Below are 18,460 nucleotides of genomic sequence, written 5' to 3'. Positions count from 1 at the left end.
CAGTGCGCCATCACCCCAGAAGGCGGGCCTGGAGCCTGGTCAGCGGCCGAAGCGCGAGGAAGATCGGAACCGCCATCCCGAGCGCGACGAAGAAGTGCACGATCCACGCCCCCAGCAGCGTCGGGCCACCCCACGTACCCTCCGGATCGCTGCCCGTCCAGAAGAGCCCGTAGGTCGCGATACGCCCGACGAGGTACAAGAGCAGCAACGCGAGCAGGAACGAAAGCGCACTCGGCCCGAAGCCCGCCGCGAACCGCGGCCGGGACTCCCTCGCCTCCCCGAGCCAGCGTCGCGCGAGCCCCCGTTGCGCCTTCGCGCCGCCGAGATAGCCGGGAAGTGCGAGAAGCGCGTAGACCGCGCGTTTCCAGTCCGAAATCGTCATGATCGGTACGGTAGGGTCCGCTGACCTGCGCGGACACCGGGCTGGCCACCCCGTCGGGTAGGGAAAACCGGGGCATGTGGTGATCCACACGACCGGGGTGCGAATGCGCCGGAAACGTCCCCCGATGTCAGAGGGGTATGCCACACTCGGTCGCCGTATGGCTACGACGTGAACAGGGGAGGTTCGCGTGTCGAACCCTGAACAGCTCTTCGCTGACTTCGAGGCCAAGCTGGCCGACGCGCAGCGCAAGGCGAATCAGATGCGGACCGAGATCGAAGGCGTCTCCGTGTCCGAACGCAGCAAGGACGGCCAGATCTCGGTCAAGATCAACCACGCCGGGAACCTGGTCGGACTGGAAATCGGCCCGTCAGTGCGGGACAACCCGGCGCTCGCGCAGGAAATCCTCCGTGTCGTCCAAAGCGCACAGAGCAAACTGGCAGGCGCCATGCAGACCGGCGTCCCGTCCATCGCGGGCACCGAAACGATGACCGAACTAATCACCCAGCTGCACAACGAGTACCCGGAACCCGAGCCGACCGGCTACGTCGAAGGCGGCCACCAGGACGCCGACGAGGACGACCGCTTCGTCGCCGACGACGAGCTCGACACTCCTCCGCCACCACCTGTGCCTGCACCCGCGCCTAAGCCTCCCGCTCCTCCGGCCCCACCCGCGCCGCCCCGTGGCGCGCGCAGGCAGGACGACCACGAGGACGACTACTTCACCGGCGGCGACTTCCTGCGCTGAGCGGGTACCTGAGGGAGGGAAGCACCATGAGCCAGCCACCTGCGGGAGACGGCTTCGAAGTCGATCCCGCTGAGCTCGAAGCTCACCGCAAAAAGATCGACGATCTGGGCCAGCGGGTCGCCATGACCGGTTCCGCAGCCGATGCAGCCATGGGCGATGAGGCGTTCGGGCTGGTCGGAATCCCACTGGCTGCGATCTGTGCCGCCGTTCAGAGCCTGGCGAAGACTGCGATCGAGTCGGCTGTCGAGGCTTCGGCCGACCATGCCGATCGGGTGCACACCTGGCAGCAGAAGAAGGAAATGCAAGAAGACGAGTTCAAGAACCTGTTCAAGCTGGAGGACTGATCAATGGCTGAGACGCCTGTGGCCGCTCCGGGCCCGAACCCGCTGATCAAGACCGATGCCGCGCAGGACGAGAGTTCGCTCGAAGGTGCGGGAATCCTTCAGGACTTTTGGGACACCGGTGCCAAGATCGCCGGCGGTGACTGGGCGGAGGGATTGGCGAACTTCGCCAACGGCGTGACCGGGCTGGTGGATCTCGTCGCCGACCCCATCGGAACACTGGCGGCTTCCGCGTTCGGCTGGATCATCGAGCATGTCCCGTTCCTCCGTGAACCGCTGGACTGGCTCGTCGGTGATCAAGTTGCCCTGGACAACATGATCGGGACCTGGGAGAACATCGGCAAGGAACTTGAGTCCGTCAGCGAAGATCTGAGTAAAGCCACAGATCGCGACAGTGCCAACTGGTCAGGCGACGGGGCGACCGCGTATCGGAACTTCGCCAAGAACCGCGCGGATCTGTACGCGGGTATCGCCTCGGGCGCGAACTCCATCGGGACTCTGGTCAGCGTCTGCAAGATGATCCTCGCGGTAGTGCGGACCATCGTCCGCGACTTGATCTCGGAGTGTCTCGGCAAACTCGTGAGCATCGCGATGCGCTACCCGGGCCCGGCGATGCCCGCCGGTATCGCCGCAGAGGGAACGCCGAAGGCCATCAGCTACGCACACAAGTGCCTTGACTGGATCAAGAAGCTGACCAAAGCGTTCGACAAGGCGAAAGGTCTCTTCAAACGCCTTACCGACGGCTTCGAGAAGATCAAGGACGCGTTGACGCCGAAGGCTCTGAAGAAGTTCACCGGTGGCGGGAAGAAGGCCGCAGACGGGGGCACATTCGCGTCGAGGGTCACGGACGCAAGGAACGACCTACCCGAGTCTCGCAAGCACATCTTCGGCTTGGAGGGCACGGCCAAGGACAAGAGCCTCTCCGAGAACCTGAATCAGGTGAAGGAGAACCTGGTCACCAGGGGCAAGGACAAGTACGGCGAAGACTTCCGGGAGAATCTGACCAAGGAGAAACGGAAAGCCATCGGAAAAAAGGTCGACGAGAAGGTGGGTGACCTATTCGGCGAGGACGAAGAGCCGCCGAGCAGGAAGGCGCCGTCTCCGGCCGGGTTCGTCGGTCCGTACAGCGCGGCCGGAGCACCGCAGAGCACGCCAGAGTCCGAAGGGGAGCCTCCTATCTTTGACCAACAGGGTGGGCAGCGAATCTCCGGATCCTTGTAAGGCCGTCCTCGACGTCGGAAGGAACTCGAAGGTAGTGGACGATCGCTTGGTGATCTCGCGAACGCCGGGAGTCATCGGTCACTTGGTGCTGGTCGTTCTTTTCAGTATCTTGACCGTGGTCATGGCGTTCGCCGTGTTCAGTGACTTCCAGTTGGCAGTGCGCATCGTCGGCGGAGTGCTTTGCGCTGTGTTCATCTATTGCGGGACCATCGAGTTCCGCAATTACCGCACCCCTCCACCCGCCGACGAGCTGATCTTCGATGCGGCTGGAATCACTCGTATCAAGAGTGGTGTGGTGGCATGGATCGCCCGGTGGGACGACATCGAGAAAGTCTTCCTGAGCCTCAAGTTCCGTGAGTACACCTCGCACCATCCCGGTTCCGATCAGTTCACCCTGATCATTCGTCCGGGAGTGAATTTCGATGCCCAGACTGCAGGCTTCGCCAGGGAGCCCGATGGAGATCTCCAGGTATCGGATGTCGACCTCAGGCCTCGCGACGCCGAGTCAGTGTTGCCACTTCTGGTCAAGTACGTCGACGTCGCTATCGAGGACGACAACACCGAGGTGCGGGTGGTTCCTGCCGAACCGGTGGTGACCGTCGCTCGCGAAGAAGATCTCGAAGTCGTCGAGGACGTGGTGAAGATCCACGTGAACGGCTGGGACAAGCGCAAGATGTGGGTCTTCCGGTACGTGTCCTTGACGATCGAAGTGTGCTGCTTGGTCGTTGCCGCGAACAGTTTCTCACCATTGGTCCGCGGATGCGCGACCGCAGGGCTCGTCGCGCTCTTCGCGGTGACTATCTGGGTCGAAGGGATGGAAGCCGCAACGCACAAGAAGGAGCGGAGGGTCGTGCTTGAGCTCGGACCGCGTGGGTTCTACTTCCGTACCTACGGCACCTTTGCAGGTGTGTGGTGGCACGAGATCGACGCCGTCAGGTGGGGGGTGGACCATGGCTCCACCTATTTGGACTTCCTGCCCAGCTCGGACATGTTCACGATCCGGCACCCGCGTCTGGCCAAGTTGACCAGGAGAAATCCGTACGACGACGAGTCCGAAAACCTCGCCGGCGGTTGGTATCGATTAGGGAGGCCGTTCACGGTGAACGCGCGGCGCGAGTTCGAGCGCAGTATGCGGAAATCCGAACGGGTGGAGTTCCGGGAGACTGCGTCCCTCTAGTCGAAGGCTCAAGAGGGCTGAGGCGCCCCAGCTTCGGCGGCGCACCGAAGCGGGGCGCCGCCGGCGCCGATCACTCGGGGGGCTACGTGATCGACGCCGGCGACCCGATGCCCTGGTCCCGGCCTCCGCCGGGATCGGGGCAACGTCACCGCGTGAACGCGGCAACGCATCTGAAGAGCGGGCGTGATCACCGAAGTGACGTCCAGGGGAAGGTTATCCCCCGAAAGAGTGACGGCGTTCCGCTGCTCGCCTGATTGTCGCACTACGCGCCGGGAAAGTTACAAAGTTCTTCACATCTTCATCGGCGGAAGGGTGATGACCGGACAACTCCTGGTCATGGCATGGTTCCCTTCATGACTTCACAGGTGCTGGTCATCGGTTCCGCCAATGCCGATCTGGTCGTCCCGGTCGATCGGCGACCTGGGGGTGGCGAAACCGTACTCGGTGGCGACACGGTCTTGTCGCCGGGTGGCAAAGGGGCCAACACCGCGGTCGCGGCGGCCCGGCTCGGCGCCGACGTCGCACTGCTCGGCGCGGTGGGTGACGATCCCTACGGCGAGTTGCTCAAGCGGTCGCTGGCCGAGTCCGGTGTCGACACGAAACCGTTGCGTACCACCAAGAGGCCCACGGGCATCGCCTACATCACGGTCACTCCCGACGGCGAAAACTCGATCCTCGTCTCGCCCGGCGCCAACTCCAGCCTGCGTCCGGACGACATCGACCTCGACGGCGCCGAGATCGTGGTGCTGTCGCTCGAGATTCCTCTTGAGACCGTGGAGCACGCCGTCGCGAAGGCGGCCGAGGCAGGCGTGAAGACGTTGCTGAACCTTTCGCCGGTGGCCGAGGTCTCGAAGAAGACCCTTCGACACCTCGACGTTCTGCTCGTCAACGAGCACGAGGCGGCGTTCCTTCTCGGCGGCGAAGGCGACTTCCCCAAGCTGCTCGACCTCGGTCCGAAGGCGGCCGTCGTGACGCTCGGTGCGAAGGGAGCGGCGGTGGTGACCGCGGACGGCGTGACAGAGGTGTCGTCCCCGAAGGTCGAGGCCGTCGACACCACCGGCGCGGGTGACGCCTTCGCGGGGGCGCTCGCCGCGTCGCTCGCGAAGGGCGACGAGCTGGCCGACGCGGCTCGTAAAGCCGTGAAGGTGGCGGCGATCACCGTCACCCGCCAGGGGGCCCAGCCGTCCTATCCGGAAGCATCCGAGCTGGAATGATGCCTCCTTCTGTGTTGTGCTGGTGAGTATGAGTCAGGTCACGCCGCCTATGAGATATGGTCTAGACCATGCCGTCTGAGTCACTGACCGGGGTCCCCGTCAGTCCCGGCCGCGCGAGCGGTCCTGTCGTCCGAGTCGCCGAGCCGCTCGGTGAACCTGCGAGCACACCGGCACCCGCCGATCCCGACGCCGAGGCCGCCCGCATCGACCCGGCCGCGCAGACAGTGGCCGCGCGGCTCGAGAAACTGGCCGAGACCGCGACCGGCGAGGCCGCGACGATCCTCATCACCACCGCGGCGATGGCGGCCGACCCGGCGCTCGTCTCCTCGGCCCAGGCGCTGGTCAAGACCCAGAACCTGCCCGCCCCGCGTGCGGTCTACCAGGCGGCGGGCAAGTTCGCCGACGCGCTCGCGGCCGCCGGCGGCTACATGGCCGAGCGGGCCCGCGACGTCCTCGACGTACGCGACAGGCTCGTCGCCGAACTGCTCGGCATCGCGCCCCCGGGTGTCCCGCCGCTGGCGTCGCCGAGCGTGCTCGTCGCACGCGACCTCGCCCCGGCCGACACCGCCGGGCTCGACCCGGAGAAGGTGCTCGCGCTCGTCACCGAAGAGGGCGGCCCCACCAGTCACACCGCGATCCTCGCCCGTTCGCTCGGCATCCCGGCCGTCGTCGCGATCCGTGGACTCCTCGTTCTCGACGCGCAAGCGCTTGCGGTGGACGGTGACACCGGGATCGTCGAGGTCGCGGACCCGGACGCCGCCGTCGTCACGGCCGCCAAGAGTGGCGCGATCGAATGGGACGGCACCGGCGCGACCGCCGACGGCCACCGCGTGAAGGTGCTCGGCAACGTCGGTTCCGCGACAGACGCGCAGGCCGCGGCCGACGCCGGGGCCGAAGGTGTCGGCCTCTTCCGTACCGAGTTCTGCTACCTCGACGCCTCCGCCGAACCGAGCGTCGAAGAGCAGCGCAAGGCCTACACCGCCGTGCTCTCGCCGTTCCGCGGCAAGCCGGTCGTCGTCCGCACCCTCGACGCGGGTGCCGACAAGCCGCTCGCCTTCCTGGAGCCCGAGGACGAGCCCAACCCGGCGCTCGGCGTGCGTGGCCTCCGGGTCGCGTTCGACCGGCCCGAGGTGCTCGATCGCCAGCTCGAAGCGATCGCGGGTGCGGCGCAGGACTCCGGCGCCGAGGTTTCGGTCATGGCGCCGATGGTCGCCACCGCCGCCGAGGCCGCCTGGTTCGCCGAGCGCGCCAGGGCCGCCGGAATCACCCGTGCGGGTGTGATGATCGAGATCCCGGCCGCCGCGCTGACCGCCCGCGAGATCCTCGAAGCGGTCGACTTCGTCTCCGTCGGCACCAACGACCTCGCGCAGTACACCTTCGCCGCGGATCGTCAGCTCGGCGCGGTCGCCAAGCTCAACGACCCGTGGCAACCCGGACTGCTGCGCCTGCTCAAGATCATCGGCCAGGCCTCGAAGGACACCGGCAAGCCCGCCGGTGTCTGCGGTGAGGCCGCCGCCGACCCGCGGCTCGCGCTGGTACTGGCGGGCCTCGGCCTGACCAGCCTCTCGATGAACGCACCCGCGGTGCGCGCGGTCGGCGCGAGCCTGGCCGCCACGACGCTGGCCGAATGCGAGGAGCTCGCCGAGGCCGCGCTGGCCGCGGCGGACCCCATCGAGGCCCGCGCCGTGACCGCGGCGTCTTCTGTCGCGCGCTGACGAAACGCGATGAAGGAGCGTCCTTGGGGAGACCGAGGCGATAGCAAAGGTCCCTTGCTCCCCCGGTGGTGAACTTCGGGCTGGTCGGCCGGGCCGAGGGACGACGCGGCGCGGTCCTCTTCCGGATCTGAAAAAGACCGGGGGCCATGTCGAAATCCGGTCCACCACTTCGACGCATCGGTGAAAGCAGCCGAAGCGACGGAAGGACCGGACCATGACGACCACCGAAACCCCCACACGGGCAGGCCGCCGGGAGTGGGTCGGGCTGGCCGTCCTGGCCCTCCCCACCTTCCTCGTCTCCCTCGATGTGTTCGTGCTGATCCTCGCGCTGCCGAAACTGAGCCAAAGCCTCGGCGCGGACAGCACCCAGCAGCTGTGGATCATGGACGTCTACGGCTTCATGATCGCCGGGTTCATGGTCACCATGGGCACCCTCGGTGACCGCGTCGGCCGCCGCAAACTGCTGCTCGTCGGTGCGACGGCGTTCGGGCTCGCGTCCGTGCTGGCGGCGTTCTCCACCAGTGCGCTGATGCTCATCGCGGCCCGCGCGATCCTCGGTATCGCCGGCGCGACGCTGGCCCCGTCGACGCTCGCCCTGATCAGCAACCTGTTCACCGACGCCCGCCAGCGTTCGCTCGCGATCGGCATTTGGGCAGGTTGCTTCACCGTCGGCGCGATCGTGGGCCCGATGGTCGGCGGTGTGCTGTTGGAGCACTTCTGGTGGGGTTCGGTCTTCTTGCTCGGTGTCCCCGCGATGGTGCTGCTGCTCATTGTCGGCCCGAAGTTCCTGCCCGAGTACCGCAACGAGAACGCCGGCCGCCTCGACCTCCCGAGTGTCGCGTTGTCCCTGGTCACGATCCTGCCCGCGGTCTACGGAATCAAGGAACTCGCCCGTGAAGGCGTGCACGTGGTCCCGCTGACCTCGCTGCTGATCGGTCTCGGCTTCGGCACGGTGTTCGTGCGGCGCCAGCGGACACTGAAAGACCCGCTGATCGACCTGAAACTGTTCCGCAGCCGCGCGTTCTCGACCGCGCTCGGCGGGATGTGCGCGTTCACCATGCTGGGCGGCACGACCATGCTGTTCGTCGCGCAGTTCTTCCAGATCGTCCTGGAGCTCTCACCGGTCGGTGCGGCGCTCGCGTTGCTGCCGGGCATGCTCGCGTCGACCGTCAGCTTCCTGACCGCCCCGATCCTCGCCCGCCGTTTCCGCCCCGCCACGCTGATCACCGGCGGGCTGGCAGGCGCGATCGCCGGGTTCCTGCTGCTGACGCAGGTCGAGGCGGGTGCCGGTCCGGTGATCCCGTCGATCGCCTTCGCCATCACCTGTTTGTGCGGTGGCCCGCTGGTCACCCTCGGCACGGATCTGGTCGTCGGCTCGGTGCCGCCGGAGAAGGCCGGTTCCGCGGCTTCGCTTTCCCAGACCGGGAACGAGTTCGGGTACGCGCTGGGTATCGCGACCGTCGGGACACTCGGCAACGCCGTCACTCAGGCCCGGATCGCCGACGCCATCCCCGCGCATGACGCCTTCGCCAGCGGGATGCACACGGTGTCCGGGCTGGCCGCGCTGGTGCTCGCCGGTATCGCATACTTCGTGATCAAGCACCTGCGGCATGTCCGGCCGGTCGGTGCCTAACCGAACAAGCCCCGACGCGGGTACTTGATGATCAGCGCTCCCCCGTGCACGCGCCCGGTGATGACGAACCGGGGTGTGCCGGGGCGGCCGTTCGATCGCGTCCGGTCGTCGAGGTTGCCGAATTTGATGTCGGTGATCGAGTTGGTGTCGACGGCGCCGTTCTCCGGGATGGTGATCTCCACCGGACCCCATTTGGCCTGCAGCTCGATATGCACCACCGGATACCGGATCTCGGCCTGGGAGAAGTCCAGTTTCGTGGCGCCGTACTTGTTCCGGACCACCATCGCCTCCGGGACCAGCCAGTTGCCGTTACGCTGCAACGCCGAGTACTTCCCGTTGAGCTCCATGACCTGCCCGGACGACGTGGCGTAGGCGGGTTGCTGCCGTTGCTGCGGCGGTGTCCACGGGTTCTGCTGCTGACGCGGCACCATTCCCGCTTCGGGATGCACCAGCCCCGGCAGATCCGTGAGCACCAGGTTCAGCTCACCACGGGTCTTCGACGCGAGGGCGCGGTCGGTCCGCTCGGTGAACTCGTCGAGATTCAGCATCCCGAGGCCGATCGCCTTCTGCAGCACCTCGACGACGTGTTCGCGTTCCGCGTCGGAGACCCGGATGTCGCGACCGGTCAACGGCTTGGTTTCGGTCGTCGGCTGCTCTTCCTCGCCCATGCCTGGAATGGTAGAACCGGATCCCACGCGTGAGATCGGGGAAAAACCCTGAACAGACCCGCATTTCTCCCGAGCGCCGCCGCACTGATGGCGGCGGTCATCCTGCTGGCCGGGTGCACCGTCTACGGGGGTGTGCCGGAGACTCCCTATTCCCCGCCTCCGGCACCTTCGCGGCTTGAAGGCAAAACGGTGGACTACATGGGGTTTCGCCTCGTCATGGCGACCTCGCCGCCTTCGATCCTCGATCCCGTCACTGGCACCTCCACTCCGCTGCCCGGCGCTCCGGGCGGTGACCGGGTCAACGACGTACTGAGGGTCGGCAAGGCCACCGTCGTGCTTTCCGCCGCCCGCTGCGGTTCTTCGTGCCTGGAGCCGTCCGAAGTGCTGGCCTACGGGGATCCGAAGAACCCGCCGTGGAAGCTGGGCAAGGCCCGCAGCGCGGCACCGTCGGCCGACGAAACCGGCGTCTGGTTGATCCGCGACGACGGCAACGATCTCTGCCGCCTCCAGTTCGTCTCGCTGCTGGGTACCGAACGCGACCGCGGCCATCCGGCGAGCTGCACGACGGCGGTGCGCCAAGAGGTGCCGCAGGGCCTGCTGATCACGGTCAACACCGGTACGGCGACCGCCGAGGACGTGCTGATCGACCCCGTCACCGGCCGCGCCGTCCACCAGTACCCGCGGATCCTCGCGATCACCAAGGACCGGATGCTGCTCGCGGAACTGACCAAGTTCTCCGTCCTCGACCTGCGCAACAATCAGCGCATCCCGGTCGAACGGCCGGTGTCCAACGGTTCGCCGGGGCTGGTGATCCCGAGCCGCGACGGCTACAAGGTCGCCGTCGTGTTCGGTGATCCCGCCTGGCAGGGGACGAGTACGCAGACCGCGGACGTCTGGGTGCTCGCCCTCGACTCGCTGACCTGGACGCACGCGCCTTCGATGCCGATCGTGGCGCCGATCAAACAGGTCGCCGTCGAATGGACCGAGGACAACGACCTCGTGCTCGTCACGGACGTCGTCGCGGCCTGGCGTCTCGACCGGCCGCAGTGGTCGATCGTCAGACCGCCGTTGCCGTCCGAGCGGAACGGGCGGGTCGTGAGCGTCGCCCAGAGCTGACTACTCGGTGTTACTCCACGTCGAGCCCGTGTTCGATGGCGTAGCGCGCGAGTTCGACGCGGTTGTGCAGCTGGAGTTTCCGCAGCGTGGACTGGACGTGGTTCTCCACCGTCCGATGCGAAAGGACGAGCTTCTCGGCGATCTGGCGTGCCGTCATCCCCTTCGCGACCAGGCGCAGGACGTCGGTTTCGCGTTCGGTCAGCCGCGGTGGGGCGGGCCCGTCGTCCGGGGCGTCGGCCATGCGCCGGTATTCGCCGAGCACGAGCCCGGCGAGCCCGGCCGTGAACACCGGATCACCCGCGGCGGTCCGCGTCACCGCGTCCACCAATTCACTCGACGAAGCCGATTTGACCAGGTAGCCGGACGCCCCGGCCTTGACCGCTTCGAGGACGTCGCTGTGTTCACCGCTCGCCGACAGCACGAGCACCTTCGTCGAGGGCAGTTCCGTGGTGATCTCGCGGGTGGCGTCGACCCCCGACGTCTCGCCGAGGTTCAGGTCCATCAGCACGACGTCCGGCCGCACCGTGCGGGCGATCCGCACCGCGGCGGGCGCGTCCGGCGCGGTGGCCCGCACGTCGAAGCCGTGCTCGGTCAGGTCGCGGGCGACCCCGTCCCGCCACATCGGATGGTCGTCGACCACCATCACCGACACTCCAGTTGCACCGGTCATCGCTTTCTCCTCGCCGCGACTGGAACCTTGACTTCCCATTCCGTGCCATGGCCCGGCGCCGTGTCCAGGGTGGCGTTCCCGCCCAGATCCCGCACACGGCCCTTGATGGACTCCGCTATACCTAGATGTCCCTCGGCCGCCGCTCGTTCCAGTACACCCGGTGTGATTCCGGGGCCGTCGTCGCGGACGCTCACCACGACTTCGGTGCCGAGATCCTCGAGAAGCACCCAAGCATGCGCTTCGGGACCTGCGTGTTTCTCGACGTTCAGCAGTGCTTCGCGGGCCACCGACACCAGTTCCGCGGTCACGTGCTCGGGCAACCGGACCTCGCCCGCGGGTGTCGAGACCTGCACCGACGGTGTCGCGAGCAGCTGAAGTGCCGCCCGGAGGTCGGTGGTCCCGTTCGCGCTCGGCCGGGTCGGCTCGGTGGTGACCAGCGCCCGCAACGCGATCTCCTGCTCACCGGCCAGCTTCGCGAGTTCGGCGGCCTCCCCGCCGAACTCGGCGCCGCGTTTGCGCACGCGGGCAAGCACCTGCAGGACGCTGTCGTGGATCGAGCGGGCAAGCCGTTCTCGTTCGGCCGTCGCCGCCTCCATGCGCAACGCCCTGGTCAGCGCGTCGGCCGACCGGCGCGCCATGGTCGCGGCCAGGCCGATCACGAACCCGCTGGCGGTCAGCAGGAAGCCGTCCCGCGCGACGTCGACGTCGAACCGCCACCGCACCAGCCCGGTGACCACCGAGACCACCAGCCCGGAGAGCACCCCGCCGACCGCGCCGAACCGCGTCCCGGCCGCCGCGGGCGGGACCGCCGCCCACACCGTCGTGATCAGCGGGGTGTTGGCGTCGAACTGGGCGGTGGACAGGATCCACACCGAGGTGAACATGAGGACGACGGTCAGTACGAGGTCCACGCCGACCAGCCACGGCCAGCGGCTCGACGGCCGCGCGTAGAGCACGCTGCTGAACACCGTCCACGCGGTCATCACACCGAACGACGTCCACGCCAGCCACTGATTCGCGTAGCCGTCGTAATGGACGATGAACGAGCCCAGCGCGAAGAGCAGCGTCGTCACGCGAAGCACGATCACCCCGCGCCACAGCGGAGTGGCCGCGTCCCGTGTGCCGAGCGCCGAGACGGCGCGCCAAAGCGGGGTGTCGGTCACGGCTTGGTTTTGGACCCCTCGTCCGTGCCCTGGTCGTTCGGTTGCGCCGCCTGATCACGCAGGACGTCGACCTCGGCCGGATCGGGATCGTGTTCGTGCAGCAGCGACCGGATGCCGGCGTTGAGCACCGCGAGCAACGGCACCGACAGCAGCGCGCCGGGGATCCCGGCCGCGACCAGGCCCGCGGTGATCGCGAGTACCACCGCGAGCGGATGCAGCTTGACCGCGCGGCCGAGCAGGATCGGCTGCAGCACGTGGCTTTCCAGCTGCATGACACCGATGACGATGGCCAGCACGATCAGTGCGCCGACGACACCCTTGGTCACCAGCGCGATCAGCACGGCCACGGCGCCTGCTATCACGGCGCCGATGATCGGGATGAAGGCGCCGAGGAAGACCAGTGTCGCCAGCGGGATCACCAGCGGCACGCCGACGATCGCCAGCCCGATGCCGATGCCGACCGCGTCGACGACGGCCACCGCCGCCGTCGCGCGGACGTAGCTGACCAGCGAGGCGAACCCGCGCCGTCCGGCGACGTCGACCCGGTTGCGCACCCGGCCGGGCACACCGCGGACGAGGAACTTCCAGATCTGGTCGCCGCCGGAGAGGAAGAAGATCAGGATGAACAGCGTCAGGATGAAACCGGTGACGATCTCACCGACCGTGCCCGCGGTGGTGAGCGCGGTGGTGGTGATCGAGGCCTGGTTGTTCTGCAGGAAGCCGATCGCCTGGTTGATGAACTCCTGGATCTGCTCCTGGCGCAGGTGAAGTGGCCCGTCGATGAGCCACTTCTTGATCTGGTTGAGGCTTTCGGTCAGCTGCTTCTGCAGCTCCGGCAGCCCGGAGGAGAACTGCGCGACGACGAACGTCAGCAAGCCGCCGAGTACCGCGAGCCCGGCGATCAGCACTATCCCGGCCGCCAGCCCGCGCGGGAACTTCAGCGTCATCAGCTTCGACACCGCCGGCGCGAGTAACGCGGCGAGCAGCAGTGCGATCGACAGCGGGATGACGACCACCGACAGGTAGCCGATCAGGAACACGATGACGTACAGCGCGGCGATCACCACGATGAAGCGCCACGACAGCGCCGCGCCGATCCGCAGGCCACGCGGGACCAGGCTGGTGACGTCTTCGCTGGATTCGGAGAGGAACGGGTTCGCCGGGTCGAATTCCGGCTGTTTGCGCTGGGGCTCGCTCACGCGCTCACCGTATCGGTCCGGGGCGACGTTCTTGAACATTCCGGGCAACGCGCCCGCGTCGGATTCGCCCGAAGCGACGCTTGACACACGCCGGGTCGTCGACGCCGGGATAACCGGGCCCCGCCAGCCTTGATCACTGATCGTCAGCGCGGGCTACACCCTGTGTTTCTCACACGATCGTGCCATCAAGTCGCTCCTGGCTCGCTTTGGCCTTCCGCACTTTGCTTACCTCGGTCCACAACGACTGACCGGCACACCGATGCGACAGGAGATTGAGTGACGAACGCGGCGAAGAACGAGGGGCGGAGCGCGGCGCGCTTCGGTCGTCTCGCTTCGCGTGCGCTGTTCGTCGTCGGCGGCGCCGTCGCCGGTTCCGCCGCGGCCTGGGTTGTTTCCGGCGCCACCGCTTCCGCCGACGTCGTGCCCCCTGCTCCGGTGATCTCCGCCCCCGGCACGAGCGTCACCCCGGTCACCGACGCCACCGCGGCCGGTCTGACCGACGTTTCCCGCGGTGCCTCCGGGTTCGCGGGCGACGTCGCCGGTGCGGGCAAGGGCGCCCTGTGCGGCAGCCGTCACCAGGAAGCCACCACGTGGTCGCTTCCGGCCGAGGGCAAGCCCCTCCCCTCGCGGCACCACTGCGGTGGTCGCGACCACATCGGCGGACCCGCCACCGACGCCGGGATCCGTGCCGAAGCGCACGAGACCTCCGCGCGGGTCAGCGACGCCGTCACCGATTTCACCGACAACGCGGTGATCTCCCCTGCCAAGCGGACCCTCGGGGCTTTCGAGCACATCGTGCGCAAGCCGCAGGACACCCGCCAGGTGATCGACGAGACCATCGCCGGATCACCCGAGGCGCAGGACTTCAGCCGCAAGGTCTGGGACCTCCTCGACCCGCGGAAGAAGGGCGACCTCCTGCCGGAGATGCCGGTCGGCGTTCCGCTCGACCCGAAGTCCCCGCTGGAATCCGGCCGTGCCGGCGAGCAGGTCACCGACTTCGCCCAGCTGGCGACCAGCCAGTTCCCCGCTTACTCCGAAACCGTTCTCCCGATGCCGGCCTTCGTGCAGCAGCACGGCGCCGTCGATCAGGTCGAGGACGTCCCGGCGCGCGACGGTCACCGTGGTGACTTCCCGCGTCCGATCACCCCGGCGCCGCTTCCCGTCGCGCCGTCCATCCCGACTGTCCCCGGCGGCGGTACTGCCCCCGGTGGTCACCTCGACGGCCTGACCCACGGCGTTCCCGCCTGGGTCGCCGCCGCCGTCGAGCGTTCCCTGACCAGCTACTCGCTGGCAGGCACGCGGTACATGCCGCTCACCCCGGGCTCTCAGCCCGGCGTCACTCCCGACTGAACTCCTCCCTCCGCGGGGTAGCCGACGCGCCTCACGCCTCCCGATTCCGGGCTTGGCTTCGCGTCCGCTCCTGATCCCCGCGAAACGGCGGTGCGCTCCGCTATGAGAAATCACGGCCGCGCCCGCAATCGCTCCACCCTCTGGTGCACCTCACCTCTTCGAGGGCACCTCCATGAACCCGCAAGGGAACCCGAAATAAAGGAGAAATACCCCATGCAATCCTGGGCAAAGCGCGGACTCCAGACCGCGTTGGTCACGAGTGGGTTGTTGATGCTGGGCACCGGCATCGCCTCGGCTGACGAACAAGTCAACCCCGACATCCCTGCCTCCCCGCTCGACGCGAACGTCACCGTTCCCCTCGAGATCGACAACAACGCCGTTGGCACGCCCCCCGGCCAGGCCAACCTCCCCGGCTACAAGGGTGAGGTCAGCACCAAGACCGTCACCAAGCCCGTCTCGGACGCGCTGCACTCGGCCTCGTCGCCCGGCAGCGGCACCAACGGCATCGGCGGAGGGCTCCCCAGCCTTCCCGGCAAGGGCGCCGTCCCGGCCCCGCTGGCCAGGAATGACTCGCCTCGCCAGGTCAGCGGCGGACTGACGCCGGGTGGGTTCACCACCACGGACGACATCCTCAAGGGCAACAAGGTCGTCGGCGACGTGGTCGTCCCGATCCAGATCGTCGACAACGCCATCGGCGTGCTCGGCGACGCCGAGGTCAAGGGTGGGAGCCACCAGCAGACGTGGTCGCACAACCAGGACGTCAAGACCACCGGTGAGGACTCCAGCCTCGCCGGGAACGTCGTGTCCCTGGACTGGGCGCTGCCCGTGCAGATCGCGGGCAACGGCGGCGGGCTCGCCGGTGGCACCGGCCGCGTGGTCGGCGGTTCCGCCGGCCAGAGCACCACCGAGACCGGCAACATCACCACCGACGGCGAGGGCTCCGCCCTTTCCGGCAACGTGGTCGCCGGCCAGTTCGCCACCCCGGTCCAGGTCACCGGCAACGCCGCGTCCTGGATCATCGGCAACGCCGACAGCTCCGGCTACGAGGCCGAGACCGACGCCACCTCCGGTGGCTGGGTCCAGACCGACGGTGACGACAGCTCCCTCGGCGGCAACGCCGGCGCGGTGCCGATCGCCCTCCCGGTGAAGGTCAACGACAACGCGGCCGCCGCGTGGGGTTCGCTCGCGAACTCCAACAGCAGCTCCGCGGCGGACGCCACCGCGGGTGACACCACCCCCGGCTGGAGCAACGTCCCGACCTACGTCCAGACCTCCGGTGAGGACTCGTTCCTCGCGGGTAACGCGATCGTGCCGCAGACCGCGGACGTCGCGAACGTCGGCGGCGTGGCCGCCAGCTGGATCGGCCTCGCCAACACCGGCAAGGACGGCGGCACCAGCCAGTCGAGCGCCGTCGACGCCGGCGGGTTCGTCAGCAGCGAGGGCGAAGGTGCCACCGGTGGCGGCAACATCGTCGACCCGGCCGTGGCCGCCCCCGCCGAGGTGACCTGCATCGCGGGCACCTACATCGGCAACTCCACCGCCACGTCGTGCGAGAACACCGTCGACGCGAACGCCGGCAACGGCAGCCACACCACCGGTGACGACTCCACCCTCGCGGGCAACATCGTCAACACCCAGGCCGCGCTGGCCCCCGAGGTCTACGGCGTCGGTGCATCGCACATCGGTCAGGCCGCCGCCGAGGCGACCGAGACCAAGACCGTGACCGCCGGCGGCTACGACGGCACCACGGGCGACGACTCGTCCGGCTCCGGCAACATCGTCCAGGTCCCGGCCGCGGTTCCGGCCGAGGTCTTCGGCGTCGGTGGCTCGTTCATCGGCCAGGGCTCCGGCTCGGCCGACGAGACCAAGGTCGTCTCCGGCGGCGGCGGCGGGAACACCGCCGACGACAACGGCTTCCTCAGCTCCAACCTGGCCACCACGCCGGCTTCGCTGCCGGTGCAGTTGTTCGGGATCGGTGCCGCGTTCATCGGTCAGGGCCACGGTGCCGCCGACGGTGACACCACCTCCAACGCGGGCGGCGACGTCCACGCGACCGGTGACGGTGGCGCGGGTGCGGGCAACCTGGTCTACGGGCCGGTCTCCCTGCCGGTCCAGGGGCACAACTTCGCCGCGGTGCTGGGCGGAATCGCGTCGGGCAAGGGCACGAACCTCACCGACTCGTCGGCCGGTGGCGACGCCACCGCCAACGGTGCGGACGGCGCGCTGGCAGGCAACATCGTCCAGACGCCGGTCGGCGGCGCGGTGCCGGTGACCGGTCTCGGTGTCGCGGGCGCGGGTATCGCCAAGGGCGACAGCGTCAGCGACGTCATGTCGGAGGCCGGCGGCGACGCCACCACCAACGGTGACAACGGCGCGGTCGCGGGCAACATCATCGGCGCGCAGGCGCTGCCGATCACGCCCGTCACGCACGACGCGGTCGCGGCCGCGGGCCTCGCGGACGCCGAGGGCTCCAACACTGTCGACGCCCTTTCGGGCGGCGACGTCGAGACCTCCGGCCTCGACGGGTCGCTCTCGGGCAACATCCTCGACATCCCGGCCGCGGCCGACCCGGAGGTGTTCGGCGACGCCATCGCGGCGGTCGGCGGCGCCTCCAAGACGAACGCGGAAAGCGTCATCGACGGCCAGGCCGGCGGCGACAGCATCACGGACGGCAACGGAGAGGCCCTTTCCGGGTTCAACCTCCACCGCCCGTTCATCTTCGTGATCCCGGTGAACGAGTTCGAGATGCCGGTGCTGGCCGTCGCGGACGAGAACTCCACCGACGACACCGAGGTCAACGACGAGGACTACACCCGCGCCTTCACCGACTCGGTCGGTTCGGAGATGCCGATCGACGCGCTCCCCACGCTGCCCTTCGGCGCTCTCGCGGTGCCGTCGCTGAACGGTGCCGGCGCCCTGCCGACCACCCCGGCGATCGGTGGCGCCCGCGCCGACGGTCCCCAGCTCGGTGGCCTCACGGCCGGTCTGACCGCCCTCAAGCAGGTGGGTGCCATCCCGGCCCAGCTGCCGAAGTCGGCCCTGCCCGCGCTGCCTGGCACCCCGGCGCTGCCGGGTGTCTCGGCGCTGCCCGGCACCTCGGCCCTGCCGGGTGTCCCGGCGCTGCCCGGCACCCCGGCGCTGCCGGGCCAGGGCCGTGCGGACGCCCCGAAGATCTCGCAGCTGCCGTCGCTCCCGTCGGTGACCTCGCTGCCGATCGCCGGTGGCCTGCCGGTGGACCTCCCGGCCGTGGGTCAGCTGCCTATTGGTCAGCTGCCTGTCGGTCAGCTGCCTGCCGCGGGCAAGCTCCCCGTGGACCTCCCGGCCGTGGGTCAGCTGCCCATTGGTCAGCTGCCTGTTGGCCAGCTGCCCGCTGCGGGCAAGCTCCTCGTCGGTCAGCTGCCGGTTGGCCAGCTCCCCGTGGGCCAGTTGCCTGCCGCGGGCAAGCTCCCCGTGGGCCAGTTGCCTGCCGCGGGCAAGCTCCCCGTTGGTCAGCTGCCCGCCGCGGGCAAGCTGCCGGTGCAGCTCCCGACCGAAGGCAAGCTGCCGGTGCAGCTGCCCACCGCGGGCACCCTGCCCGTCGTGAACAGCACCCCGGCGATGCCGACCGCGCAGGTTCCGGCTCTGGCAGGCGTCGACTCGTCGCCGCTGAGCATGTTCCAGCGTTTCCTCGGCACTCTGACCGGCAAGAAGTTCCACACCATGTGAACCTGCCAGTCTGCTAAAACTGCTTCCTTTTGAAGTACATGAAGGCCCCCTTCCTTGCGCCTAGCGCAGGGCCCCGGCAAAGTCGTTGTGGCTGGTCAGTGGGTGATTCCGAGTAGTGTTAGTGGTCGGGTGAAGTCGCGGGCGTTGTGGCGTAGTGCGGC

15 protein-coding genes are annotated in these 18,460 nt (G+C 68.3%); 10 read left to right on the top strand and 5 right to left on the bottom strand.

Translation table 11 applies throughout. The features are described 5' to 3' along the window. Positions 1–10 precede the first annotated feature (10 nt). The gene (locus tag AB0M65_RS04900; RefSeq protein WP_364021507.1) at positions 11–382 is read right to left on the bottom strand and encodes a hypothetical protein; all 372 of its coding nucleotides are present in this window, start codon (positions 380–382) and stop codon (positions 11–13) included. 187 nt (positions 383–569) lie between these two features. Between AB0M65_RS04900 and AB0M65_RS04895 the strand changes: the two genes are divergently transcribed. The 7 genes from AB0M65_RS04895 to AB0M65_RS04865 all read left to right on the top strand — a co-directional run bounded on the left by AB0M65_RS04895 (position 570) and on the right by AB0M65_RS04865 (position 8,428). Continuing rightward, positions 570–1,127, top strand: a complete 558-nt coding sequence (locus AB0M65_RS04895) for a YbaB/EbfC family nucleoid-associated protein (protein ID WP_364021504.1) — start codon at positions 570–572, stop codon at positions 1,125–1,127. A gap of 26 nt (positions 1,128–1,153) precedes the next feature. Next, positions 1,154–1,471 (top strand): hypothetical protein, encoded by a 318-nt coding sequence (locus AB0M65_RS04890; protein WP_364021501.1) that lies wholly within the window; start codon positions 1,154–1,156, stop codon positions 1,469–1,471. 3 nt (positions 1,472–1,474) lie between these two features. Further along, complete coding sequence (locus AB0M65_RS04885) at positions 1,475–2,689, top strand: hypothetical protein (protein WP_364021498.1); 1,215 nt, start codon at positions 1,475–1,477, stop codon at positions 2,687–2,689. 34 nt (positions 2,690–2,723) lie between these two features. Then, a complete protein-coding gene (locus tag AB0M65_RS04880) occupies positions 2,724–3,866 on the top strand; it encodes a hypothetical protein (RefSeq protein ID WP_364021496.1) in 1,143 nt (380 codons plus the stop codon). 353 nt (positions 3,867–4,219) lie between these two features. Beyond that, positions 4,220–5,080 (top strand): ribokinase, encoded by an 861-nt coding sequence (locus tag AB0M65_RS04875; RefSeq protein WP_364021493.1) that lies wholly within the window; start codon positions 4,220–4,222, stop codon positions 5,078–5,080. Positions 5,081–5,148: 68 nt separating this feature from the next. Then, the gene (gene ptsP / locus AB0M65_RS04870) at positions 5,149–6,795 is read left to right on the top strand and encodes a phosphoenolpyruvate--protein phosphotransferase (RefSeq protein ID WP_364021490.1); all 1,647 of its coding nucleotides are present in this window, start codon (positions 5,149–5,151) and stop codon (positions 6,793–6,795) included. A 214-nt stretch (positions 6,796–7,009) separates the two neighbouring features. Continuing rightward, on the top strand, positions 7,010–8,428 hold the full coding sequence (locus AB0M65_RS04865; RefSeq protein WP_364021487.1) for an MFS transporter: 1,419 nt from the start codon (positions 7,010–7,012) through the stop codon (positions 8,426–8,428). Here the strand turns inward: AB0M65_RS04865 and AB0M65_RS04860 are convergent. Beyond that, positions 8,425–9,096, bottom strand: coding sequence for a DUF1707 domain-containing protein (locus AB0M65_RS04860; protein ID WP_364021484.1), 672 nt, complete (start codon positions 9,094–9,096; stop codon positions 8,425–8,427). The two genes, AB0M65_RS04865 and AB0M65_RS04860, sit on opposite strands and share 4 nt — an antisense overlap. 198 nt (positions 9,097–9,294) lie before the next feature. Between AB0M65_RS04860 and AB0M65_RS04855 the strand changes: the two genes are divergently transcribed. Then, positions 9,295–10,212 carry a hypothetical protein gene (locus tag AB0M65_RS04855; RefSeq protein WP_364021481.1) on the top strand — a complete coding sequence of 306 codons (918 nt, stop codon included), beginning with the start codon at positions 9,295–9,297 and terminating at the stop codon, positions 10,210–10,212. 10 nt (positions 10,213–10,222) lie between these two features. Here the strand turns inward: AB0M65_RS04855 and AB0M65_RS04850 are convergent, their stop codons facing one another. From AB0M65_RS04850 to AB0M65_RS04840, 3 genes are read right to left on the bottom strand one after another with little or no spacing between them, the layout of a single operon-like run. Next, entirely contained in the window at positions 10,223–10,882 is a 660-nt protein-coding gene (locus AB0M65_RS04850) for a response regulator transcription factor (RefSeq protein WP_364021478.1), read from the bottom strand. After that, positions 10,879–12,045 carry a DUF5931 domain-containing protein gene (locus AB0M65_RS04845; protein WP_364021475.1) on the bottom strand — a complete coding sequence of 389 codons (1,167 nt, stop codon included), beginning with the start codon at positions 12,043–12,045 and terminating at the stop codon, positions 10,879–10,881. Before AB0M65_RS04845 ends, AB0M65_RS04850 begins: the two co-directional genes overlap by 4 nt. Further along, a complete protein-coding gene (locus AB0M65_RS04840; RefSeq protein WP_364021472.1) occupies positions 12,042–13,244 on the bottom strand; it encodes an AI-2E family transporter in 1,203 nt (400 codons plus the stop codon). Before AB0M65_RS04840 ends, AB0M65_RS04845 begins: the two co-directional genes overlap by 4 nt. Positions 13,245–13,520: 276 nt before the next feature. On the opposite strand from AB0M65_RS04840, the gene AB0M65_RS04835 reads away from it, so the two are divergent. Both AB0M65_RS04835 and AB0M65_RS04830 read left to right on the top strand, forming a co-directional pair. Next, positions 13,521–14,594: a hypothetical protein gene (locus tag AB0M65_RS04835; protein ID WP_364021469.1), complete on the top strand. Its 1,074-nt coding sequence runs from the start codon at positions 13,521–13,523 to the stop codon at positions 14,592–14,594. Between the two features lie 213 nt (positions 14,595–14,807). Beyond that, on the top strand, positions 14,808–18,299 hold the full coding sequence (locus AB0M65_RS04830) for a PE-PGRS family protein (RefSeq protein ID WP_364021466.1): 3,492 nt from the start codon (positions 14,808–14,810) through the stop codon (positions 18,297–18,299). Positions 18,300–18,460 lie beyond the last annotated feature (161 nt).

Source organism: Amycolatopsis sp. NPDC051071, from assembly GCF_040682875.1.
Lineage (GTDB): Bacteria > Actinomycetota > Actinomycetes > Mycobacteriales > Pseudonocardiaceae > Amycolatopsis.
This window is presented reverse-complemented; position numbering and strand designations above follow the sequence as displayed.

What these genes read in the sequence shown, in the direction of transcription:
- AB0M65_RS04885 (WP_364021498.1), top strand. Translation starts at nt 1,475, where the DNA reads ATGGCTGAGACGCCTGTGGCCGCTCCGGGCCCGAACCCGCTGATCAAG.
- AB0M65_RS04860 (WP_364021484.1), bottom strand. Translation starts at nt 9,096, where the DNA reads ATGGGCGAGGAAGAGCAGCCGACGACCGAAACCAAGCCGTTGACCGGT.
- AB0M65_RS04855 (WP_364021481.1), top strand. Translation starts at nt 9,295, where the DNA reads ATGGGGTTTCGCCTCGTCATGGCGACCTCGCCGCCTTCGATCCTCGAT.
- AB0M65_RS04875 (WP_364021493.1), top strand. Translation starts at nt 4,220, where the DNA reads ATGACTTCACAGGTGCTGGTCATCGGTTCCGCCAATGCCGATCTGGTC.
- ptsP (WP_364021490.1), top strand. Translation starts at nt 5,149, where the DNA reads ATGCCGTCTGAGTCACTGACCGGGGTCCCCGTCAGTCCCGGCCGCGCG.
- AB0M65_RS04900 (WP_364021507.1), bottom strand. Translation starts at nt 382, where the DNA reads ATGACGATTTCGGACTGGAAACGCGCGGTCTACGCGCTTCTCGCACTT.
- AB0M65_RS04865 (WP_364021487.1), top strand. Translation starts at nt 7,010, where the DNA reads ATGACGACCACCGAAACCCCCACACGGGCAGGCCGCCGGGAGTGGGTC.
- AB0M65_RS04850 (WP_364021478.1), bottom strand. Translation starts at nt 10,882, where the DNA reads ATGACCGGTGCAACTGGAGTGTCGGTGATGGTGGTCGACGACCATCCG.
- AB0M65_RS04830 (WP_364021466.1), top strand. Translation starts at nt 14,808, where the DNA reads ATGCAATCCTGGGCAAAGCGCGGACTCCAGACCGCGTTGGTCACGAGT.
- AB0M65_RS04890 (WP_364021501.1), top strand. Translation starts at nt 1,154, where the DNA reads ATGAGCCAGCCACCTGCGGGAGACGGCTTCGAAGTCGATCCCGCTGAG.